This is a genomic window from Paraclostridium sp. (assembly GCF_051657365.1).
Taxonomy (GTDB): domain Bacteria; phylum Bacillota; class Clostridia; order Peptostreptococcales; family Peptostreptococcaceae; genus Paraclostridium.
The window spans coordinates 19,367-43,269 of sequence record NZ_JBOFKN010000039.1 but is presented as its reverse complement, the minus strand read 5'-3'; the positions used below and the strand labels follow the sequence as shown (position 1 = coordinate 43,269).

The 23,903-nt window shown below is 29.1% G+C and carries 24 protein-coding genes, 1 rRNA gene and 2 other annotated features; of the genes, 23 read left to right on the top strand and 2 right to left on the bottom strand.

All coding sequences use genetic code 11. From position 1 onward, the window contains the following. Positions 1–8 precede the first annotated feature (8 nt). From rrf to ACRCYC_RS03385, 10 genes are all read left to right on the top strand, one after another. Positions 9–125, top strand: a 5S ribosomal RNA gene (rrf, locus tag ACRCYC_RS03430). A gap of 114 nt (positions 126–239) precedes the next feature. Further along, positions 240–1,664: an aminotransferase class I/II-fold pyridoxal phosphate-dependent enzyme gene (locus ACRCYC_RS03425; protein WP_438617787.1), complete on the top strand. Its 1,425-nt coding sequence runs from the start codon at positions 240–242 to the stop codon at positions 1,662–1,664. 65 nt (positions 1,665–1,729) lie between these two features. After that, positions 1,730–2,419, top strand: coding sequence for a dTMP kinase (locus ACRCYC_RS03420; RefSeq protein ID WP_438617786.1), 690 nt, complete (start codon positions 1,730–1,732; stop codon positions 2,417–2,419). 2 nt (positions 2,420–2,421) lie between these two features. Further along, positions 2,422–3,357, top strand: a complete 936-nt coding sequence (locus ACRCYC_RS03415) for an ATP-binding protein (protein ID WP_438617784.1) — start codon at positions 2,422–2,424, stop codon at positions 3,355–3,357. Continuing rightward, positions 3,354–4,238, top strand: a complete 885-nt coding sequence (locus ACRCYC_RS03410; RefSeq protein WP_438617783.1) for a PSP1 domain-containing protein — start codon at positions 3,354–3,356, stop codon at positions 4,236–4,238. The genes ACRCYC_RS03415 and ACRCYC_RS03410 overlap by 4 nt, the downstream gene beginning before the upstream one ends. Positions 4,239–4,299: 61 nt before the next feature. After that, complete coding sequence (locus tag ACRCYC_RS03405; RefSeq protein WP_438617782.1) at positions 4,300–5,052, top strand: tRNA1(Val) (adenine(37)-N6)-methyltransferase; 753 nt, start codon at positions 4,300–4,302, stop codon at positions 5,050–5,052. Further along, positions 5,053–5,886 carry a 16S rRNA (cytidine(1402)-2'-O)-methyltransferase gene (gene rsmI / locus ACRCYC_RS03400; protein ID WP_438617780.1) on the top strand — a complete coding sequence of 278 codons (834 nt, stop codon included), beginning with the start codon at positions 5,053–5,055 and terminating at the stop codon, positions 5,884–5,886. A 16-nt stretch (positions 5,887–5,902) separates the two neighbouring features. Further along, complete coding sequence (locus tag ACRCYC_RS03395) at positions 5,903–6,607, top strand: HD domain-containing protein (protein WP_438617779.1); 705 nt, start codon at positions 5,903–5,905, stop codon at positions 6,605–6,607. Positions 6,608–6,792: 185 nt separating this feature from the next. Next, a complete protein-coding gene (locus ACRCYC_RS03390) occupies positions 6,793–7,983 on the top strand; it encodes a pyridoxal phosphate-dependent aminotransferase (protein WP_438617778.1) in 1,191 nt (396 codons plus the stop codon). Between the two features lie 148 nt (positions 7,984–8,131). Beyond that, positions 8,132–8,833, top strand: a complete 702-nt coding sequence (locus ACRCYC_RS03385; RefSeq protein ID WP_438617777.1) for a M15 family metallopeptidase — start codon at positions 8,132–8,134, stop codon at positions 8,831–8,833. A 26-nt stretch (positions 8,834–8,859) separates the two neighbouring features. Here the strand turns inward: ACRCYC_RS03385 and ACRCYC_RS03380 are convergent, their stop codons facing one another. Both ACRCYC_RS03380 and ACRCYC_RS03375 read right to left on the bottom strand, forming a co-directional pair. Continuing rightward, positions 8,860–9,288, bottom strand: coding sequence for an Lrp/AsnC family transcriptional regulator (locus ACRCYC_RS03380; RefSeq protein WP_438617776.1), 429 nt, complete (start codon positions 9,286–9,288; stop codon positions 8,860–8,862). 23 nt (positions 9,289–9,311) lie between these two features. Beyond that, positions 9,312–10,745: a nicotinate phosphoribosyltransferase gene (locus ACRCYC_RS03375; protein WP_438617775.1), complete on the bottom strand. Its 1,434-nt coding sequence runs from the start codon at positions 10,743–10,745 to the stop codon at positions 9,312–9,314. Positions 10,746–10,873: 128 nt separating this feature from the next. Here ACRCYC_RS03375 and ACRCYC_RS03370 point away from each other — a divergent pair, with 128 nt between their 5' ends. The 13 genes from ACRCYC_RS03370 (at position 10,874) to ACRCYC_RS03310 (ending at position 23,894) form a co-directional block, all read left to right on the top strand. Next, positions 10,874–11,452, top strand: coding sequence for a nucleoside recognition domain-containing protein (locus ACRCYC_RS03370; protein ID WP_438617774.1), 579 nt, complete (start codon positions 10,874–10,876; stop codon positions 11,450–11,452). Further along, a complete protein-coding gene (locus tag ACRCYC_RS03365) occupies positions 11,452–11,976 on the top strand; it encodes a spore maturation protein (RefSeq protein WP_438617773.1) in 525 nt (174 codons plus the stop codon). Before ACRCYC_RS03370 ends, ACRCYC_RS03365 begins: the two co-directional genes overlap by 1 nt. 82 nt (positions 11,977–12,058) lie before the next feature. Further along, positions 12,059–12,267 (top strand) — a binding site (T-box leader). Between the two features lie 219 nt (positions 12,268–12,486). Beyond that, a complete protein-coding gene (locus ACRCYC_RS03360; RefSeq protein ID WP_438617772.1) occupies positions 12,487–13,296 on the top strand; it encodes a transporter substrate-binding domain-containing protein in 810 nt (269 codons plus the stop codon). A 19-nt stretch (positions 13,297–13,315) separates the two neighbouring features. Further along, entirely contained in the window at positions 13,316–14,047 is a 732-nt protein-coding gene (locus tag ACRCYC_RS03355) for an amino acid ABC transporter permease (protein ID WP_438617771.1), read from the top strand. Between the two features lie 2 nt (positions 14,048–14,049). After that, complete coding sequence (locus ACRCYC_RS03350) at positions 14,050–14,772, top strand: amino acid ABC transporter ATP-binding protein (protein ID WP_438617770.1); 723 nt, start codon at positions 14,050–14,052, stop codon at positions 14,770–14,772. Positions 14,773–14,900: 128 nt separating this feature from the next. Next, positions 14,901–15,132, top strand: a binding site (T-box leader). Next, positions 15,130–17,130 carry a methionine--tRNA ligase gene (gene metG, locus ACRCYC_RS03345; RefSeq protein WP_438617769.1) on the top strand — a complete coding sequence of 667 codons (2,001 nt, stop codon included), beginning with the start codon at positions 15,130–15,132 and terminating at the stop codon, positions 17,128–17,130. It overlaps the preceding feature by 3 nt. Before the next feature lie 12 nt (positions 17,131–17,142). Further along, a complete protein-coding gene (locus ACRCYC_RS03340) occupies positions 17,143–17,913 on the top strand; it encodes a TatD family hydrolase (protein WP_438617768.1) in 771 nt (256 codons plus the stop codon). Positions 17,914–18,069: 156 nt separating this feature from the next. Continuing rightward, positions 18,070–18,603 carry a ribonuclease M5 gene (rnmV, locus tag ACRCYC_RS03335; RefSeq protein WP_438617788.1) on the top strand — a complete coding sequence of 178 codons (534 nt, stop codon included), beginning with the start codon at positions 18,070–18,072 and terminating at the stop codon, positions 18,601–18,603. 35 nt (positions 18,604–18,638) lie between these two features. After that, positions 18,639–19,505, top strand: coding sequence for a 16S rRNA (adenine(1518)-N(6)/adenine(1519)-N(6))-dimethyltransferase RsmA (gene rsmA, locus ACRCYC_RS03330; RefSeq protein WP_438617767.1), 867 nt, complete (start codon positions 18,639–18,641; stop codon positions 19,503–19,505). Between the two features lie 72 nt (positions 19,506–19,577). Next, positions 19,578–20,690: a hypothetical protein gene (locus tag ACRCYC_RS03325; RefSeq protein ID WP_438617766.1), complete on the top strand. Its 1,113-nt coding sequence runs from the start codon at positions 19,578–19,580 to the stop codon at positions 20,688–20,690. Positions 20,691–20,789: 99 nt separating this feature from the next. After that, complete coding sequence (locus ACRCYC_RS03320; protein WP_438617765.1) at positions 20,790–21,905, top strand: M20/M25/M40 family metallo-hydrolase; 1,116 nt, start codon at positions 20,790–20,792, stop codon at positions 21,903–21,905. A 186-nt stretch (positions 21,906–22,091) separates the two neighbouring features. After that, positions 22,092–22,988, top strand: coding sequence for a cation diffusion facilitator family transporter (locus ACRCYC_RS03315; protein WP_438617764.1), 897 nt, complete (start codon positions 22,092–22,094; stop codon positions 22,986–22,988). Between the two features lie 111 nt (positions 22,989–23,099). After that, positions 23,100–23,894 (top strand): hypothetical protein, encoded by a 795-nt coding sequence (locus ACRCYC_RS03310; protein ID WP_438617763.1) that lies wholly within the window; start codon positions 23,100–23,102, stop codon positions 23,892–23,894. Positions 23,895–23,903: the final 9 nt, after the last annotated feature.

Genomic DNA, 23,903 nt, shown 5'->3' with positions numbered 1-23,903 from the left:
AAAGATTATGCGGTTGTTATAGCAAAGAGGATACACCTGTTCCCATTCCGAACACAGAAGTTAAGCTCTTTAGCGCCGATGGTACTTGGTGGGAAGCTGCCTGGGAGAGTAGGACGTAGCCGCGTAATCTTTTTTTATTATACAGAAAAGTCACTTATTTAAGTGGCTTTTATTTGCATGATAAAATATATTTTGAAAGGAGGAGCTTTAGCTATAATGATTATGCTAAAGTTATAAAAATGAAAACACCTATTATAAATTCTTTAAATAAAATTATTGATGAGGATATAATATCATTTCACATGCCAGGTCATAAAAAAGGTTTTATTTATGACTCATTAGGATATGGAAGTTTACTTGAAAAAATATATAAATTGGATACTACAGAAATACCGGGAACGGATAATTTACATTCTCCAGAGGAAGTTATAAAGGATTCGCTTGAAATAGCATCAGAGGCTTTCAAAAGCGATAAAACTTATTATTTGATAAATGGATCAACTTGTGGTATTGAGGCTGCCGTAATGGCTGTAACAAAGCCTAAAGATAAAATTATAGTAAATAGAGATTGCCATCAATCTGTAATAAATGGATGTATAGTAGGCGATGTAAATCCAGTGTATATACCGCCGAGTATAAATGAAAATAGTAATACTTTAGATGGAGTTAAATTTGAAGATGTGAAATCAATTATAGATGAAAATTTAGATGCAAAAGCATTATTTTTGACATATCCAACATATTTTGGACAAATATTTAATTTAAGAGATATTTGTGAATATGCACATAATAAAGATATGGTTGTTATAGTTGACGAAGCTCATGGAGCACATTTTGGACTTAGTGATAAGTTACCTAATACGGCATTAAGTGAAGGAGCTGACTTAGTTATACAAAGTACGCATAAAACTCTTCCTGCATTTACTCAATCTTCTATGATACATATTAAGGGAAATAGAATAGATAAAAATAAATTATCTAATATGCTTAGAATAACTCAATCATCAAGTCCATCATATTTGCTTATGGCATCTTTAGAAATAGCTGTAGATATATATGTAAATAAAGGTAGCTATTTAATGCAAGAATTACTAGCTAATATACAACAATTTAAGACAGAAGTAAAAAATCTAGAGTTTATTAAAATAGATAGTTCTCAAGATGAAACAAAGATCTTTTTAAATACAAAAAACTTAGGGATTACGGGGTATGAATTAGAAAGTATATTAAGAAAAAAATATAAGATACAAGTTGAGCTATCTAATTATTATGGAGCTTTATTAATAGCTACGATAGGAAATACAAAAAAAGAATTTTATAAACTAAAAGAAGCTTTAATTGAAATAGATAAAACAATGAAAACTGAAATTGAATTAAAAGATATATATTATCCACTTAATATACCGAAAAAAATATTAACTCCAAGACAAGCATTTTATACTGATACAAAAAGTGTTAAAATAAATGATAGTATAGGAGAGATATCAGGTGAGTATATAATACCATATCCACCGGGCGTTAGTTTGGTATCTCCAGGAGAAGAGATTACAAGAGAAGTTATTGAATATGTTATTGAATGCAAAGAAAAAGGGATGAATGTCAGTGGAGTTAAGGATTCTAACTTAGAATATATTCAAATTGTAAATTTAAAGGAAATTGAGTAGAAAGGAATTGTCTGTTAAATAAGTTTGTAGTAACTAACTTGTTTATGGAGTAATAGGTGTAAAATATGAAAGGTAAGTTAATAATTATAGAGAGTGGTTCAGATGCTAGTGGAAAGGCCACTCAAACTAGAAAATTATACAATAGATTAATAGAAGATGGATATAATGTAAAAAAAGTAGAATATCCAAACTATAAGTCGGAATCATCTTCATTGGTTAAGATGTATTTAAATGGAGACTTTGGCAAAAACGCGGAAGATGTGGATGCATATGTAGCATCTACTTTCTTTGCGGCAGATAGATATGCATCTTTTAAAACAGAATGGGAGTCATTTTATAATGAAGGTGGAATAATAATAGCTGATAGATATACAACATCTAATATGGTTCACCAAGCATCTAAGATGGATGAAAGCGAAAGAGACAAGTTTATAGATTGGCTATTTGATTATGAATTTAATTTATATAAAATACCACAACCGGATTGTGTAGTATTTTTAGATGTTCCAATAGAATTCAGTAAGGAACTTATGGAGAATAGAAAAAATAAATTTACTGGTGAAGATAAAAAGGATATACATGAAAGTGATATAAATTATTTATCTAAATCTTATGATAACTCTTTATATATAGCGAACAAGTATAATTGGAATAAAATCAATTGTATAGAAGATGAAACTTTAAGAAGTATAGATAGTATTCATGAAGAAATATATGATGTAGTTAAAGAAACTATAGATTCTATGGAGAAGTAGATATGTATTTTGATAAAATTATAGGTCAGGGTTTTGCTAAAAAATATTTATTAAATTCTATAAATAAAGATAAGATAAATCACGCATATTTATTTGAGGGAATTGATGGAGTTGGAAAATTAACATTTACAAAAGAATTAGCTAAATATTTACTTAAAACAGAACATGTTGAAAACAGTCCAGATTATATAAGTATAGAACCACAAGGAGCAAGTATAAAAATTGCTCAAATAAGAAGTTTACAAACAGATGTAATAATAAAACCTCATGGAGATTATAAAATTTATGTTATAAATGATGCACAAAAAATGACTATAGAGTCTCAAAATGCATTGTTAAAAACATTAGAAGAGCCGCCATTGTATGTAATTATAATACTTATAACAAATAATAAAAATTCCTTATTAGATACAATAAAATCTAGATGTGATATAGTGAAGTTTTTACCTATACCATTAATTGAGTTAAAAAAATACTTAGAGGATAAAGGTATAGATGAAAGAAAGTCTAGTATTTTAGCTACTTTTTCGAGAGGAAGCATAAGTAAAGCTTTAGAACTATCAGAGTCATCAGATTTTATGATTATGAGAGAAGATATTCAAAATAATATTCAAGTTATGTTAGAAAAAAATGTAGTAGAGATATTAGAACTTCCTAGCAAGTACGATAAATATAAGGATAACATTATAGAAGTTTTAGATATAACTATAAATTATTTTAGAGATATAATGATGTTAAAAGAAAATGTAGATAAAGATATGATTATAAATATAGATAAAATAACTTACTTACAAAATATGAGTAAAAAAATTAACTATTCTCAAGTGTCTAAGATTATTGATATAATAGAAGAGACTAAGAAAAAGTTAAGAAGCAATTGTAACTTTAATTTAAGTATACAAGTAATGGCTTTAAATATATATGAGGTGATTAAATGATAAGAATAGTGGGTGTTAGATTCAAAAATGCAGGCAAAATATATTATTTTGATCCTGTAGATTTTGAGATAGAGAAAAATATAGACGTAGTAGTAGAAACTGCAAGGGGATTAGAATATGGCAAGGTTGTAGTAGGGCCTAAAGAGTTAGACGAAAGTGAACTTGTATCACCTTTAAAACCTATTGTTAGAATAGCAAATGAGGAAGATACTAAAATATATTTAGAGAATAAAGATAAAGCGAAAGAAACATTTGAAATATGCCAACAAAAAATAAAAGAGCATGAATTAACTATGTTTCTTATCGATTGTGAGTATACATTTGATAGAAATAAATTAATATTTTATTTTACAGCAGAGGGAAGAATTGATTTTAGAGAGCTTGTAAAAGATTTAGCATCTATATTTAAGACAAGAATAGAGTTAAGACAAATAGGTGTTAGAGATGAAGCTAAGTCTATAGGAGGGTTAGGTCCATGTGGAAGAAGTTTATGTTGTTCTTCTTGGCTAGGAGATTTCCAACCTGTTTCTATAAAGATGGCTAAAGACCAAAACCTATCACTTAATCCGACTAAAATATCAGGAATATGTGGAAGATTATTCTGTTGTTTAAAATATGAACATGATGTATACAGTGAAGCATTAGAGAAAATGCCTGCAGTAGGATCATTAGTTCAAGTTCCAGAAGGAAAAGGAAAAGTAATAGAAATGAATCCACTTCTAGAACAAGTGAAAGTAGAATTACAAGACAAGAATATTAAGTTATATGAAATAGAAGATGTTAAAATATTACAAGAAGCTAAGAAGTGTGGCGGATGTGGTGCTAGAGATGAAAAACTTGATGCAGAGACATTAAGGGAATTAAGAAAATTAGAAGATTAATAGGGGGTAGGATAATTCCTACCCTTTAAATTATAGATTTTTAATAGCAAGGAGTAGATTTATGGACGTAAAATTAAAAGATACAGAAAGAATAGATGATATACAGTTAAAAGGATTAAGATTGATACAAGATACTACAGGATTTTGCTTTGGAGTAGATGCTGTATTATTAGCTAATTTTGCAAAAGTAAAAAAAGGAGCAAGTGTTGTAGATTTAGGAACAGGAACAGGTATAATACCAATTCTTATTGCTGGTAAAAGTGAAGCTAAAGAAATAGTAGGTGTTGAGATACAAGAAGAAGTACATGAAATGGCTTCAAGATCTGTATTACTTAATGACTTACAAGATAGATTAAAAATTGTTAAGGGAGATATAAAAACTATAGATGAAACTTTAGAGGTTAATAAGTTTGATGTAGTTACTTCAAACCCTCCTTACATGCACGATAATGGGATAAAAAATCCTAATGATAAAAAAGCTATATCTAGACATGAAGTAAAATGTAATTTAGAAGATGTAATAAGATCATCATCTAGATTATTAAAAGATTTAGGGAAATTTTATATGATTCATAGACCAACAAGATTAATAGAGATAATAACACTAGCAAGAAAATATAAATTAGAACCTAAACAAATTCAATTTATACATCCTAAACAAGGAAAAGCTCCTAATATAATGTTGATTCAATTTACTAAAGGTGGAAGACCGGATTTAAAGATATTAGATCCATTATATGTTTATGATGAGGATGGAAAATATACTAAAGAGATAGATGCTATATATGCAAATGAAGATATAGGAGAAAAATAAATGAGCGGAAAATTATATATATGTGGTACGCCAATAGGAAATTTAGAAGATATAACATATAGAACTTTAAGGGTTTTAAATGAAGTAGATTTAATAGCAGCTGAAGATACAAGACATAGTATAAAACTTTTAAATCATTTTGAAATATCTAAACCACTAACAAGTTATCATGAACACAATAAAGATAATAAAGGTGGTTATTTAATAAGTAAACTATTAGGTGGAGAAGATATAGCATTGATAAGTGATGCAGGAATGCCTGGTATATCAGACCCAGGAGAAGAAGTTATAAAGCAAGCGATAGAAAATGATATAGAAGTAGTAGTTTTACCGGGAGCAACAGCTTCGATTACTGCATTAATTGGGTCTGGACTTGAAACGGGAAAGTTTGTATTTGAAGGATTTTTAGATAGAGATAAGAAAAGAAGAAGAGAACAACTAGAGGAAATAAAACATGAGAGAAGAACTATAATATTCTATGAATCACCACATAGGTTAAAAGATACTTTAAAAGATATGCTTAAGGTGTTAGGAAATAGATCTATTGCTGTAAATAGAGAATTAACTAAAAAATATCAAGAAGTAATAAGAAATGATATACAAGGATGTATAAATATATTTAATGAAAGAGAAGTTAAAGGTGAATTTGTTCTTATAGTTGAGGGTTTTAAAGGTGAAATAGAAAAAACTTTTGAATATGATAGCTTAAATGATAGAGAATATGTAATAAAGCTTATAGAAGAGGGAATAACTAAAAAAGATGCAATTAAAGTTGTTTGTAAAGAAAGAAAGCTTAAGAAAGACATCGTATATAAACAAGTTTTAGATTTATAAAATGAGGTGATAAAACATGAAATTAGTTAAGAGACTAATGGATTGTATAAAAAGTGAAGATAGTTATAGTCATCTTAGAGATATGGATAATTCAGGGGAGTTAGAAGAAATACTCCCTATAGTCAAACAAATGAAAACTGTTGGAGAATGTAAATATCATGTTACAAATTGTTTTGAACATTCTTTATTGGCTTTAAAACTGTTTGAGGAAATAACAAAAGATGAAGCTTTTTTAGAAGAGCACATAAAGAATAATGTGTTGGACGTTTTAAAAAAAGATTTAGATAATAAAATTACTAAAAAAGAGCTGATAAAATTAGGTATATTATTACATGATATGGGTAAACCATTAGCTCAAACAATAGATGATAATGGCAGAATTCATTTTAAAAAGCATGAAATAATAGGTGCTAATGAAATTTTTAAAATAGGAAATTTATTAGGCTTAAGTGAAAAAAATACAAATTTATTATACAAATATGTTAGATATCATATGACTTTGCTTGAAATTTATAGGTATAATAACATGAGTAGAGAAAATTTATTTGATATTTTTGATAAATTAAAAGATGAAAGCATCGATATATTTATTATAGGATATGCAGATATAGTATCAACTAGAAAATTAATAAAACCTAAAGAAGATACGGGAGTTATAAGATCTTATATGACATATGGGATAACAAACTATATATATAGATATGATAGAAATGAAGTTTAAAAATTTAATATGAAAATATAGACAATTTTCAAAAATTTGTATATTATAAGAGTGTATTAATTATTTAAAGTTAATATGCTCTTATATATTTGTAATTAAGGCCTTTAGTTAATAAAGGTTTAATTAATACTTATTTGGAAAACGATTTTATAAAAGGCTACGTGAATTTGGGGAGGATAAAAAACATGAAGAAAGATATATCAAATAAATTAAAGTCAATTCAACCATCTGTGACTTTGGCTATAACAGCAAAAGCTAAAAGCTTAAAGGCTCAAGGAGTAGATATAATAGGATTTGGAGCTGGGGAGCCAGATTTTAGAACTCCTAAGCACATAAGAGATGCGGCTATAAATGCTATAGAAAATGAAAGTATAGGATACACAGCTGCATCAGGAATGGAAAGTTTAAAACAAACTATATGTGATAAATTAAAAAGAGATAATAACTTAGATTATACAGCAGATCAAATAGTTGTATCTAATGGAGCTAAGCACTCATTATTTAATACTTTATCAGCAATTTGTAATCCTGGAGATGAAGTAATAGTACCTAATCCATATTGGGTAAGTTATCCAGAATTAATAAGACTTGTAGATGCTAATCCTGTATTTGTTGAGTGTCCAGAAGAAGCTGAATTTAAATATACGGTTGAAGCTTTAGAATCTGCTATAACAGATAAAACTAAAGCTATAATATTAAACACACCTAATAATCCAACAGGTACTGCATACAAAGAAGAAGATTTAAGAGCAATAGCGGATTTAGCTGTTAAATACAATGTATATGTAATATCAGATGAGATATATGAAAAATTATTATATGAAGGAAGTCATACAAGTATAGCTTCATTTGATGAAAAAATAAAAGATTTAACTATAGTAGTAAATGGAGTGGCAAAAGCTTACGCTATGACAGGATGGAGAATAGGGTATACTGCTTGCAATAAAGAAATAGCAAAGGCTATGTCTAACTTCCAAAGTCATGCTACATCAAATCCTAATACTATAGCTCAATATGCAACTATAGCAGCTTTAAATGCACCAGAAGATTCTTTAAATGAAATGCTTGCTGCATTTAGAGAAAGAAGAGATTACATGGTTGAAAAGATAAATTCTATAGAAAACCTATCTTGCTTAAAGCCACAAGGAGCTTTCTATGTAATGGTAAATATAAGTAAGTTATTGGGTAAAACTATAAATGGAAAGGCTATAAATAATTCAATTGATTTTGCGGATTATTTATTAGAAGATGCTAAAGTAGCAGTTGTTCCAGGAATTGGATTTGGAAATGATAATTATGTAAGACTTTCTTATGCAACATCATTAGATAATATAAAAGAAGGTTTAACTAGAATAGAAAAAGCTATAGCTTTATAATAAATGAAGGATATCTCTTTTAGAGATATCTTTTTTTTGTTGAAAAAAATAATATTAAGTAATAATATGTATCATTTAGTGGAAGGTAGAAAGATTATAGAGTATAATAGATAATATTGTTTAAATCAAAGTGAAAATGGGGGAAAATATGTACAAGAAAGTATTGATAGCTGCTGCTATAGCGGTAGTTTTATTTCAAATAGGGAGCCTTATGGTATCTGAAGAAAAAGATACTTATGCAGATACCGATATTAATAAAATAAAAGTTAAAGAAATAAATGAAGAACCAACACATAAAAAAAGTGAGTATGTAGAAGGTGAAAAACCTCTATATATAGATGATATATTAGTTGTAAATAAAGATTATGGATTGCCTAGTAATTATTCACCGGACAGTGGAAGCGAAGATACAGAGGCTATGGAAGCTTTTAATGAGATGAAAGCAGCAGCTAAAAAGGATGGTATTATAATAAATCTAAGAAGTGGATATAGAAGTTATTATACTCAAGTTCAATTATATAATGATTATGTTAGAAGAGATGGAAAAGAAGCCGCTGATAGGTATTCAGCAATACCGGGGTTTAGTGAACATCAAACAGGTTTAGCTTTAGATATAACTACAGGGAATAGTAAAAAATCAATTGGGCCGTGGTTTGATGAAACACCACAGGCAAAGTGGTTATATGAAAATGCTTATAAATATGGATTTGTTCTTAGATATCCTAAAGGAAAAGAAGATGTTACTGGATATATGTATGAGTCATGGCACTATAGATATATAGGAAAAGAAGATAGTAAAAATTTCAAGATGAATGATTTAACATTAGAAGAGTATTTAGGATTAAAATAAAAAGAGGATGCATATGCATCCTCTTTTTATAATATGGACTTTGGTTCTATTAAAGTTGATAAAATAACGGAAGTTTTAGTTCTACCTACTTGTTTAATTTTATCTATAACTTGTTCAAGTTCATACATGTCTTTAACGATTACTTTTAAAAGTAAACAATCATCACCTGTTATATGATGACACTCTACAATACGATTATCACCTTTGGCATATTCAATGAAGTTAAGATAATTCTCACTCGGAAGTGATATATTTATAAAAGATTTTATAACTCTACCTAGTTTATCAGGGTTTACTATTGCTTTGTAACCTTGAATTATACCTGATTCCTCAAGTCTTTTTACTCTTTCTGAAACAGCTGGTGAAGTTAACCCAACTATTTTACCTAAATCTTTCATAGAAATTCTACCATCAGCTTGTAATAATTCTATTATTTTGCAATCTGTTACATCCATATTTAGACCCCCTTCGATTTATACTAATTTGTATTTTTTTTAGTATCTAACATAGAATTTTTTAGATTCCAAAGTTTTTCAGATAAGTCAACTTTATAAGTTTGAGGATATAGTATCCTTCTATATTCTCTCCATAAAGTATTTAATTCATTTCTTGTATACTCTTTTATTTCTAATACAGATTTATGTTTATAGATACACTCTCCTTTAATAAATAAAGGTTCAAGTAACTCTCTTATTGTATAATTTTTAAATGTTTTTTTCTTCCAAGAATACACAGGATGGAATACTGTAAGTGGTTTTGTTGTATCTAAAACTTCATCTTCAAGCATTACTAAATCAGCTTCAGCTTTTCCTTGAGAATTATATATTCTCACTACTTTTTTGAATCCTGGATTAGTTATCTTTTCAGGATCTTCAGAGATTTTTATCTTAGGTTCAAACTCACCATTTTTATATGAAGCAACTAGTTTATATACTCCTCCTAGTGATGGTGAATCAGCTGAAGTTATTAATTTTGTACCAACTCCCCACGAATTAATTGGAGAGCCCGAAGATTTTAATTCTGATATGCTATATTCATCTAAATCATTAGAAGCTGTTATTTTGATGTTATCAAAACCTTCTGCATCTAATATTTTTTTGCATTCCTTAGATAAATAATCTAAATCTCCAGAATCTAATCTTATACCTACTGGTTCAAAGCCGTTGCTTCTTAAATCTTTAAAAATCTTTATAGCATTAGGCAACCCACTATTTAAAACATCATAAGTATCTACTAATAAAAGACATTTATCTGGATAAATTTTAGAATAAGCTTCAAAAGATTCCAATTCAGAATCAAATTTTTGAACCCAACTATGAGCATGAGTTCCTATAACAGGTATATCAAACATTTTCCCAGCAAGTGTATTTGCAGTAGCACTACATCCCCCAATGATAGCTGCTCTTGCACCGTAAATACCGGCGTCAGGTCCTTGAGCACGTCTTAATCCAAACTCTAGTACTGAATCTCCTTGAGCTGCGAAACAAACTCTAGAAGCTTTACTAGCAATTAAAGATTGGAAATTAATTATAGTAAGTACGGCAGTTTCAATAAGTTGAGCTTGATAAAGAGGAGCTTTTATCCTGATTATTGGTTCATTTGGAAACATGACAGTACCCTCATGAACAGCATAAATATCTCCTGTAAATTTAAATTCTTTTAAGAAACTTAAAAACTTTTCTGAGAATAAATTTAGACTTCTAAGATAATCTAAATCACTATCTGAAAAGTTAAGATTATTTATGTAGTCAACAAGTTGATCTATACCACAGACTATAGTATACCCACCTTTGCAAGCGTTTTTCCTAAAAAACATATCAAACACAACTATATCGTTATGGACATTATTCTCAAAATATCCATTAATCATAGTAAGCTGATATAAGTCAGTAAGAAGTGTTAAGTTTTTCATTATATATCTCCTTATTACCCTTAAAATATAAAAAAATTACATAAGTATACTTAATCATAATATAGGATAAGTTTCAAGTATAATCTGACAACTTAACATCATAAAATTGATAAGAGGGGGAGATTGATATGGGGAAGATATGGTTTTGGATGATATTTATTGGGATAGTTGGTAGCATTTTTACTAATAATTTAGGACAATTAAATGAAGTTATATTAAGTGAAGCATCTAGAGGTATAGAATTTGCAGTTAGTTTAGCAGGTGTAATGGCTCTATGGATGGGAGTTATGAATATAGCGAAGGACTCTGGGTTAATAAATAAGATAGGAGAAATTTTATATCCAGTTCTAAAGAGGTTATTTCCATCTGTACCTAAGGGGCATAAGGCAATGTCGTACATAGTTATGAATATAGTATTAAATATGTTAGGTGCAGGTAATGGAGCAACAGCTTTTGGGCTTAAGGCTATGAATGAGTTACAAACACTAAACAGTAAAAAGGATACAGCAACTAATGATATGGTTATGTTTTTAGTAATAAATATATCTTCTATACAAATTATTCCTTTTACTATGATAAAGCTAAGGTTAGATGGAGGGGCTACTAATCCAAGTGAAATAATAATATCAACTTTATTTGCAACAGTAGTATCTACAATAGTTGCTATTACAAGTTGTAAATTTCTTCAGAGAAGGAGGTATAGATAATGTTAAATATATTTTCTAACTCAATAATACCTCTTATTATTTTAATTATAGTAGTACATGGAAAAATCAAGGGTGTAGATATATATGATAGTTTTGTTAAGGGTGCTATAGATGGGTTAAAAGCAACATGGACTATATTACCTTACATAATAGGGATATTTTTAGCTATAGGGATATTTAAGAGTGGAAAAGGAATTGATATGTTAGAGTTTATATTTAAGCCAATAACTGAGTTACTTAGTATTCCAAAAGAATTAATAGGGCTTATAGTAATAAAACCATTATCAGGTAGTGGAGCACTTGGTATGTACAATGAACTTGCTACACGTGTTGGAATGGGAACCCTAATTGAGCAGATGGGAGCGACTATAGTAGGAGCATCAGAAACAATATTTTATACAATGGCTATATATTTTGGAAGCTTAAAAATAAAAAATACTAGACATACATTAACGTGTTCTATGTTTAGTCATATAGCCGGAGTAATAGCAGCTGTATTTATATGTTATATATTGTTTACATAAAATTGCTAGAAAAATTTTATAAAAATATATTTACAATTTCACATTAAGTAACTATAATTAGTTTATAATAAAAATTCAGAAAATAAATTCTATGAAGAAGAGAGTAGCAATGAATGGATTTTCAGCGAGCTAGGGTTGGTGTGAGCCTAGTAATGAAATTTAATGTGAAGAGAGCTTTGGAGAAGATTACTTGAAATTATAGTATGGTAATCGGTGAGCCTGCCTTAAGGGATAGAGTGGATAAGTTTCTTATCAATTAGAGTGGTAACGCGGATATAATTCGTCTCTTGGTTTTTATAACCAAGGGACTTTTTTAATATAAAAAATTATATTTAGTATTATCAACTATTGTTATACTTATCAATGAGAGTGGTACCACGGATAATTTCGTCTCTTAGCAAAATGCTAAGGGACTTTTTTATTACAAAAAATAGGGTTTGAAGGTTAAATTACAACAAAACTAGGCGATTATTATCAATTACAAATAATTATTAATTAGGAGGAGTTATTATGAAAAAGTTAAAAAAATCAATATATGCAGTGCTAATAGGAGTTTTAAGTTTATCGGTGGTTGGATGTTCATCGTCTAACGATGAGAAAGACCAATTACAAGCTATTAAAGATAAGGGTGTATTAACGATAGCAACTAGTGCGGATTATCCACCATATGAGTTTCATAAAGAAATAGATGGAAAAGATACAATTGTAGGATTTGAAATGATGATGGCAGAAGAAATAGCAAAAGATTTAGGAGTTAAATTAGAAATTAAAGATATGAAATTTGATGGACTTTTAGGAGCTCTTAAATCAGGAAATGTGGATATGGTAGTTGCAGGTATGAGTCCTACGGAAGAAAGAAAAAAAGCTGTTGATTTTACAGATGTATACTACAATGGAGAACATGTTATTTTGGTTAAGGAAGATAAGAAAAATAAGTATAAAAATATAGAGGATTTAAAAGATGCAAAAATAGCTGTACAAAAAGCAAGTTTACAAGAAACTATAGCCAAAGATGTTATTAAAGCTAAGGATATAAAATCTTTAGGTAAGATATCTGATGTAATATTAGAACTTCAAAATAATAATGCTGATGCTGTAGTGGTAAGTAAAGAAGCTATAGATGGATATTTAAAACAGTACCCAGAGATAGTTGAGTCAAAAGTTAATTTAGGAGAAAACAAAGGAGAAGGTTCGGCTATAGCAATTAATAAGAATGAAAATAGTGAACTTATAAATGCGGTAAACAAATCAATAAATAAATTAGAGTCAGAAAATAAAATAAATGAATTTGTTGAAAAAGCTACTAAACTAGCTCAATAAATATTGGGAGGAATATATTATGGATTTTACATTTTTAAGTGATTATTCACAGTTTTTTATAGATGGAACGAAAATAACTATAGGTATATCTTTATGTACTTTAGTATTAGGGTTTATAGTAGGTGTGGTAGTGTGTTTAGCTAGAATATCAAGAAATAAAATAGTAAGTTTTTTAGGAACTATATATATAGAATTTTTGAGAGGCACTCCACTTTTAGTCCAAATATATATAATTTATTTTGGTTTTCCAACTATAGGTATAAATTTTCCTGACTTAGGTCCAATACCATCGGAATATATATCGGCTATAGTTGCTCTTTCAATAAACTCAAGTGCATATATAGCAGAAATATTGAGATCTGGAATACAATCTATAGATAAAGGTCAAATGGAAGCTAGTCGTTCATTAGGACTAGACTATTCGATGAGCATGAGATTAGTAATAGTTCCACAAGCATTAAAAAATGTGCTTCCAGCACTTGCTAATGAATTTATAGTTTTAGTAAAAGAATCATCAATAGTATCAGTAATAGGAATACAGGACTTAATGTACAGTGCGGATATAGTAAAAGGAAATACTTATTTAGCATTTGAACCATTATTAGTAGCAGCTATGATATATTTTGTACTTACATTCACTTTATCTAAACTAGTAGGTTTATTTGAACTGAAATTACAAAATAGAGATGTGAGAGAAAAAAGCATTGTAAGTAAAATTTTAAAAACTAGTAATGCAGCTCAGGAGGTATAGTTATGATAAAAATAAAAAACATAAAGAAAAAATTTGGTAAAAATGAAGTTTTAAAAGACATAAATTTAAATATAGCTAAAGGTGAGATTGTAGCTATATTAGGACCAAGTGGTTCAGGTAAAAGTACTTTACTAAGATGTTTAAATTTATTAGAAGAACCAAATGGTGGAGAGATAATATTTAATGAAGAAAATATATTAAGTAAAAAGTGCAATATAAATGAAGTAAGACAAAATATAGGAATGGTGTTTCAAAACTTTAATTTATTTCCTAATATGACTGTACTTGAAAATATAATAGTAGCACCTATGAAGGTTAAAAAAATAAATAAACAAGAAGCTATAGTTCAAGCTCTTGAATTGCTTGATAGAGTTGGACTTTTAGATAAACAAAATTCTTATCCATCACAACTTTCAGGAGGTCAAAAGCAAAGAATAGCTATAGCTAGAGCTTTAGCAATGAAGCCTGATGTGATGTTATTTGATGAACCAACATCAGCACTGGACCCGGAAATGGTAAAAGAAGTTTTAGATGTAATGAAAGAACTTGCAAAAGAAGGTATGACCATGGCCGTTGTAACTCATGAAATGGGATTTGCTAAAGAAGTTGCAAATAAGGTAGTTTTTATGGATGAAGGATATATATTAGAAGAAGGAAAACCAAAGGAAATATTTGATAATCCTAAGCATACAAGAACTAAACAATTTTTAGATAAAGTTATATAAAAGCAAGTTATATAGCAAATATAGATTGACATAATGTAGTAAATTTAATAAAATTAAGTTTAATAAACTAATAAAAATATTCATTAAAATAATGAATATAAGATAATATTTATGTGAATTATAATAATATGTAGGCTAAGAAAAGATGAGTAAATAATAATTTTTTCCACAGAGAGCTAGATAAGGTGAAAGCTAGCGTTAAAAGAGTTATTGAATATGGTCTTGGAGCTATTTTATCTGAGTAATAGATAAATTCTATTTTTAAGATAAAACGATTGGACCCGTTAATGTCTTCTAAGATATCTGCAACATTGTTGTAGATAATTAGGGTGGTACCGCGAATATAACCTCGCCCCTATGTATATCATAGGTGGCGAGTTTTTTATTTATAGAGAATATACAAATTTTGAGGAGGAAATATATATGACAAAACCAAGTTTTTACGTTACAACTCCTATATACTACCCAAGTGGGAACTTACATATAGGACATACTTACACAACTGTTGCAGCAGATGCTATAGCTAGATTTAAGCGTTTCTGTGGATATGATGTGAAGTTCTTAACAGGAACTGATGAGCATGGAGAAAAAATACAAAAGACTGCAAAAGAGAAAGGTATGACAGAAATAGAATACCTTGACGGAATGATAGCAGATATACAAAAACTATGGAAGACTATGGACATATCTTATGATGACTTTATAAGAACAACTCAAGATAGACATGAAGTTATAATCCAAAAGATATTTACTAAGTTATATGAGCAAGGAGATATATACAAAGGAGCTTACGAAGGAAGATACTGTACTCCATGTGAAAGTTTCTGGACAGAGTCTCAATTATTAGAAGGAAACAAATGTCCTGATTGTGGAAGAGATACTTATATAGCTAAAGAAGAAGCATATTTCTTTAAGTTATCAAAGTATGAAGATAAATTAAGAGAATTATTTGCAGATCCTAATTTCTGTTTCCCGGTATCGAGAAAAAATGAAATGGTTGCAAACTTCTTAGATAAAGGATTAGAAGATTTATGTGTAACTAGAACTACATTTGATTGGGGTATAAAAGTTCCTTTTGATGAAAAACACGTTATATATGTTTGGGTAGATGCTTTATGCAACTATATAACAGCTTTAGGATACATGAGTGAAGATGATTCTGATTATAAAAAATACTGGCCAGCCAATGTTCATATAGTTGGGAAAGAAATAATGAGATTCCATACAATAATATGGCCAGCTATACTTATGGCTTTAGGTGAAGAAATGCCTGCACAAGTATACGGACATGGATGGATACTATTTGATAATGATAAGATGAGTAAATCAAAAGGTAATATAGTATATCCTGAGCAAATGATAGAAAGATATGGAGTAGATGCTCTTAAATACTTCTTATTAAGAGAATTTGCATTTGGTCAAGATGGAAATTATACTCATAAAAACTTTGTAACAAGACTTAATTCAGATTTAGCTAATGATTTAGGTAACTTAGTAAGTAGAACAGTTGCAATGGTTGAAAAATATAATGGTGGGATAATACCAATGCCAAAAGTAAACACTGAATTTGATTCAAGTTTAAAAGAAACTGCTAAAATTTCAGTAGAAAACTTTGAAATAGAAATGAATAAATTACAATTTAACGAAGCTTTAGAATCTGCATGGAAATTAATAAGAAGAACTAATAAATATATAGATGAAACTATGCCTTGGGCCTTAGCTAAAGATGAATCTAAAAAAGATGAATTAGATGCAGTACTATATAACTTATGTGAATCTATAAGAATAGTAGCAACACTTATAAATCCAGTAATGAATGATACTGCTAAGAAAATATACACTCAATTAGGTATAACTGATGAGAATTTAATGACTTGGGAAAGTACTAAGACTTTTGGTTTAATAAAAGAAAATACAAAAGTAGAAAAAGGAAATGCATTATTCCCAAGATTAGATATAGAAAAAGAGGTAGAAGAATTGAACGAATTATTTGCTGAAAAGAAAGAAGAAGTAGAAGCTCCACTAGATCACAAAGAAGAAATATCTATAGATGATTTAGATAAGATAGAACTTAGAATAGGTAAAATAGTAAAATGCGAGAAGCATCCAAAAGCTGATAGATTATTAGTATCACAAGTTAAGATAGGGCCAGAAACAAGACAAATAGTATCTGGAATAGCTAAGTGGTATAAGCCAGAAGATTTAATAGGAAAAGAAGTTACAGTAGTATGCAACTTAAAGCCTGTAAAATTAAGAGGTGTTGAATCTCAAGGTATGATATTAGCGGCAGGAGATAACGGCGACGATTTAGTATTACCATTAACAGAAGGTGCTAAAGACGGCTCTGAAGTTAGATAAGGAGATGACAATATGTTATTTGACTCACATGCACATTTAAATGATGAGAGATTTGATGAAGATAGAGAAGAACTAATTAACTCGCTAAAAGCTAAAGGTGTAGACTTAGTAGTAAACCCTGGAGCTTGTATAGAAACATCTAAAAGTAGTGTTGAATTAGCTAATAAACATGATTTTATATATGCAGCAGTTGGTGTACATCCTCATGATGTAGGCGAAATGACTGAAGATGATATAGAAACTTTAAAAAAACTAGCTATAGAAAATGATAAAGTAAAAGCTATAGGTGAAATAGGATTAGATTATTATTATGATAATTCTCCTAGAGAAATTCAAAAGCAGTGGTTTAAGAGACAAATAGAACTGGCTAATGAATTAAAGTTACCTATAATAATCCATGATAGAGATGCTCATGGGGATACATTTGAAATAATAAAAAACACTAAAAATCCTGAAATAGGATGTGTTCTTCATTGTTACAGTGGAAATGTTGAACTAGCTAGAGAGTATGTAAAAATGGGATGCTATATATCTATACCAGGTACAGTAACATTTAAAAACAATAAGAAAACTAGAGAAGTAGCTAAGGAAATACCTTTAGAGTATTTACTTATAGAAACTGATTCTCCGTATATGGCTCCAGAGCCACATAGAGGAAAAAGAAATGATCCTTCTTTAGTTCAATTTGTGGCTGATAAGATAGCTCAGGAAAAAGGAATTTCATATGAGCAAGTTTGTGAAGCTACAAAAGAAAATGCAAAGAAATTTTTCAATATAAAGTAATATAAATAATGGGGCTTTCTCAAAATAGAGATAAGCCCCTATTTTGTGCAGGATGTACTTTATTTTAGCTATAACTGAATTTGTAGCCTTGATAAAATTTAGTATAAAGCTTAAAATATAAAGATATTAAGTAAAATGAGCGAAAAAGGTGATTATATGATAAAGGAAATAATAGTAGTAGAAGGAAGAGACGATGTAACGGCTGTAAAAAGAGCATTAGATGCTGAACTTATAACTACAGGTGGATTTGGATTTCCAAAGGGAGTTATGGAAAGAATAAAATCAGCACAAGAAAGAAGAGGGGTTATAATATTTACTGACCCAGATTTTGCAGGTGAAAAAATAAGAAAGAAAATAGCTGCAGAAGTTCCAGGATGTAAGCATGCATTTTTACCAAGAGAAGAAGCTAAGAAAAATGGAGATATAGGTATAGAAAATGCTACTCCAGAAAGTATAAGAAGAGCACTTGAGAAAGTAAGAACTGAAAACACAGATAAGAGAGATGAATTCGGACAAGTAGACTTAATAAGAAATGGACTTATAGGAAATGAAGATGCTTCTCATAGAAGAGATAAGTTAGGCATGATTTTAGGTATAGGTTATGGAAATGCAAAACAGTTTTTAAATAGATTAAACAATTACGGAGTTAGTAGAGAAGAATTTGAAAAGTCTTTAGAAACTTTACAATAAAAATCGACAATACAAAATAATAAAGGAGCTAGAATATGGATAGACTTTCGTCACATAGAAAAACCAAAGAAGTAGTAGATAAGCACGGATTTAAATTCTCTAAATCATTAGGTCAAAACTTTTTAATAGATGATAATGTAATAGATAGAATATTAGAAGGAGCAAGACTTACTGAGGGAGATAAAATAATAGAAGTAGGACCAGGAATAGGAACTCTTACTCGTGAGATGGGAAAAGTAGCTGATAAAGTCGTTGCTATAGAAATAGATAAAACTTTGATACCTATACTTAAAGATACTTTAGATGAATTTGAAAATGTAGAGGTAATAAATAAAGATATATTAAGAGTAGATGTAGAAGAATTAGTAGAAGAGAAGTTAAGTGGAGGGCCAGTGAAATTAGTAGCAAACCTTCCGTATTATATAACTACTCCTATAGTTATGAAATTTTTAGAAGAAGACATTCCAGTAACTGACATAGTAGTTATGGTACAAAAAGAAGTTGCAGATAGAATGAATGCAGTTCCTGGAACTAAGGATTACGGTGCATTATCAGTAGCAGTGCAATACTATTGTGACACAGAAATAGTAGCAAAAGCTCCAAGACATATGTTTATACCTCAACCTAATGTTGATTCAACAGTTATAGGTCTTCATGTAAGAGAAGAAAAAAAATACAAAGTAGACAGTGAAGAAATGTTCTTTAAAACTGTTAAAGCTGGTTTCGGGCAAAGAAGAAAAACTTTATTAAATGCTTTAGGAACACTAGGTTTTTTAACTAAAGATGAAATAAGAGAAGTGTTAAATGAAGCTAATATAGATGAAAAAAGAAGAGGAGAAACTCTTTCAATAGAAGAGTTTGCAAACCTTGCAAATGTTGTAAATAAAAAAAGTACCTTCTAAATAGAAGGTACTTTTTTGCATGTCCAAACATATACTGTTTAGAGGGATTTATATTTTATAGGGGGGATAACTTTGAGTACTAAAAAGAAATATAAAAGAGATTATATAATTTTAGAAGCTAAGGACATGAACTTTAGATATAAAGATAGAGTACTACCAAAAGCATTTGCAAAAGTAGAAGTTACAGAAGAAAAATCTGTAGTTGCTTTATATGTAGAAAATCTTAAATATGTTAGAGATGGATATAAAGTTGTAGCGATATTAGATGACTATAATACTTCTGATTTAGGGCGTATTGTATTAAGCGAGCAAGGTAAAGGGGAATTTTCATTAAATTTAGAAGAAAATAGCATAAATATAAAGGCTATAGCATTGGTGTGTGAAAGAAGTGTGCCATTAATTGGATTTAAGGGGAGCAAAATAGACAATTATGAGGAAATAATATTTACATCAGATGAAGAGTACGTAGAATATGAAGAAATAGAAGATGATGAAGAATATGTGTACGAAGAAGTAGAATATATAGATGTTGAAGATTCCGATGAATATGAATATGAGTATGAATATTTAGAGTATGTAGAAATGGATGAAAATGAAAGTAGCGATAGCATAGAGTATGATTATGAAGAAGATGAAACTCGTGAAACATCAGATAGACAAATAAATGAAAAATCGAAATCAAAAACAAATAAATCAAAATCAAAATCAAATATAGAAATAGAACAAATAGAAGAGGATATAAATCATAAAGAAGCAGAAATTAATACTTCAAGAAATTTATTAATGCCTAGACAAATAAAGAAAGGTTTAAAAATGTTTAAAGAGGTTAAGCCATTTGTAAGAGAGAGTATAGACAATACTAGATGGTGGAAAATAGAAATAACTCCGATGACTATGTGTGGTTACACAATGCCTTATTTAGGGTATATAAATACTTTGAACTATACTATGTATAGTGATATAGTTCTTCAATCATATAGATATAGACATTATTTATTTGGAGTTCAATATGACGAATACAACAAGCGTAAAAACTATATGTATGCTATTCCAGGAAATAAAGATGAACAGCCAGATCAAGGTCATACAGGATTTAATATGTATAAACCTTGTGATGATAGAAATGATAAACTTGGATATTGGGTATGTTTTGTAGATTCTAGAACTAGAAAAATATTAAAGTAAATAGTAAGAGAAATCTGATAATAGCGTTTTCTCTTGAAAAAACTTACAATATAATTTACAATATATTTATGTGATACAAACTAAGGAGGAGATTTGAAAATGATAAATAAACAAAGATTAATAGATGAATTCATAGAATTAGTGAAAATAGATAGTCCTTCATCTAAAGAAGGTAACGTAGCAAAGGTATTAGTAGAAAAATTAGAAACTATAGGATGCGAAGTTTGTATAGATGAAGCTGGTGTTAAAGCTGGTGGGGAAACAGGAAATGTAATAGCTAAATTAAAAGGAAATAGAGAAGGTAAAACAGTATTATTCAGTTCTCACATGGATACAGTTAGCCCAGGAGAAGGAATAAAACCTATAATAGATGAAGCAACAGGAATAATAAAAAGTGATGGAACTACAGTTTTAGGTTCAGATGATAAAGCTGGTATAGCAGCTATATTAGAATCTTTAAGAGTTATACAAGAAAACAAAATAGATCATGCTGATATAGAAGTAGTATTCTCTATATGGGAAGAAGGCGGATTATTTGGAGCTCAATATTTAGACTACTCTAAAATAAATGCAGATTATGCATTTGTATTAGATAGTGGCGGATCTCCAGGAGAAATAATAACAAAAGCACCAGCTCAAGATAAAATAGAGATAACTATAAAAGGTAAACCAGCTCATGCAGGATTACAACCAGAAAACGGAGTAAGTGCTATAATGGTTGCTTCTAAAGCTATAGAAAATATGAAGTTACTTAGAATCGACGAAGAAACTACTGCAAATATAGGTGTTATTAATGGTGGAATAGCTACAAATATAGTTATGCCAGAACTAGAAATAGTTGCAGAAGCTAGAAGTTTAGAAGAAGGAAAATTAGATGCTCAAACTAACCACATGGTAGAAGAGTTCAAAAAAGCAGGAGAAGCTATGGGAGCTGAAGTAATAGCTAAAGTAACTAGAGCATATGCACCATTTAAGATAGCTGATGATACAGATATAGTAGATCTTGCTAAAAAAGCATTTGCTAACATAGGAATAGACGGATACACTGCTTCAACTGGTGGTGGAAGTGATACTAACGTATTAAATGGAAATGGATTAAAAGCTGTAAACTTAGGAATAGGAATGAAAAATGCTCATACATTAGAAGAGTATATAGCTATAGAAGATATAATAAATTCTTCAAGAGCTGTATTAGAAATAATTAAAGAAGCATAATTAAATATATGATATAATTAAAATTCGCCCAACATTTGTTGGGTGATTTTTAATTTTAGGAATAAATGATAATTAGTATTGAATTATAATTATAATTTATTGCATTTAAGTATAAGTTTAAGAATGTTTAAGAATGAATAAAAATGGATACTAAAATAAAAGATATAAATATAAGGAGGTAATATAGTGGAGACAAGGTATGATGAAGCTAACAAGGTAACTATAACATCTATAATATGGAATGTGATACTAACTGTTATAAAAATATTTGCAGGGGTAGTAGGTAAATCTAATGCAATGATAGCTGATGGACTACATTCTGCATCAGATATAATAAGTTCCGTAGGTGTTTTAATAGGTAACAAAATTGCAAATGCACCAAATGATAAAAATCACAATTATGGACATGAAAAAGCAGAAACTTTGGTATCATTTTTACTATCAATATTATTAATAGTAGTATCTTTAAAAATTGGATTTGATGCACTAGATTCTCTATTTAACTTAAATAAAGTTCAAGTGCCAACAATACTGCCATTAATAGTATCTGTTATATCAATAGCAATAAAGGAATATCAATATAGAATAACTATAAAAGTAGCAAATAAAATAAATTCACCATCATTAAAAGCGGATGCATGGCATCATAGATCTGATTCGCTTTCATCTATTGCAGCATTTATAGGTATAGGCGGAGCAATATTAGGTTTCAAAGCATTAGATCCAATTGCATCGATAGTAGTTGCTTTATTTGTAGCTAAAGTAGGCTTTGATATACTTAAAGACTCAGCTAATGAGTTAATGGATTATTCAATTGATGAAGATCAAGAAAATCAAATAATTGAAATAGCAGAAAATACAAATGGAGTAATAAATTTAGGCGAAATTAGAACTAGAAAACATGGAGCAACAGCTTATGTAGATTTAACAATATGCGTTAATAAAGATTTAAGTGTGTATGAGGGTCATGAGATAGCGACAAAATTAGAGAAACATATAATAAATGACATGCAATTTGTAAAAGGAATAACAGTCCATGTAGAACCTTGTATAAATTGCCCAGGAAATTCTTGTAGAAAATAATAAAATACTATAATAATTTAGAAAAATAGCACTATGATTCAATTGTAGTGCTTTTTAGTTTAGATATTTTATAGTATAATAAAAGCGTTAACTAGATATGGGGGGGCTTTTATGGCAAAGAAAAGAAAAGTAAAAAAAAGCATGGTAATACTTATAGGAGTAATAGCATTCTTTATAGTATATGCAGGTACATATATCCATTTTTCCAAAGAACAAGAGTCTGATCAGCCTATTAAAGTAGAAGATACAAGTACAAAAGATGATTCAAGACCGTTATTATCTCAACTTAAAACTAATGATACAGTATATATTTCTGATGAAAATTTGCAGGATGTAAGAATAGATCAAGAATATTGGGAGCAAATAAAATTTTTCTCTACAAAATTTAAAGAAGTAAGAAAGCCAAGTAGCTATGATGGTACTTATGAAGGATATTTAGATAATGGGATAAGATTTTCTACTGATTTAGATTATTTTAGAATATATACGGTAAGTAGAGAAGAGTTTTACAAAATACCTGTATCAGAAAAGAAGGCATTTGATAAATTATTACAGGAAAGTATATATACATCTATAGATTCTGTCAAAAAATATAAAACATGGGACAGTGTCGAAATAATATATGGTGATCAGGTTAAGAAACCATGGAGATGGAGTTATGATGATTTAGCATATAAGATATCAGTAAAAAGATTGGTTGGAAAAATACAACCAGAAAAAAGCAAAGAAAGAAGTCCATACAACTTTACTATAAAAATAAAGGGAGATGGATACTCTATAAATCTTGAGACAATGGGAAAAGACTATGTTAAAGTAACTTCAGATAAAGCTACGGCATATTATGAAGTTCATGAAGGTTTATTTGAATATTTAAGAGATGATATATTTAAAATTGAAAAAAAATAATAAAAAACT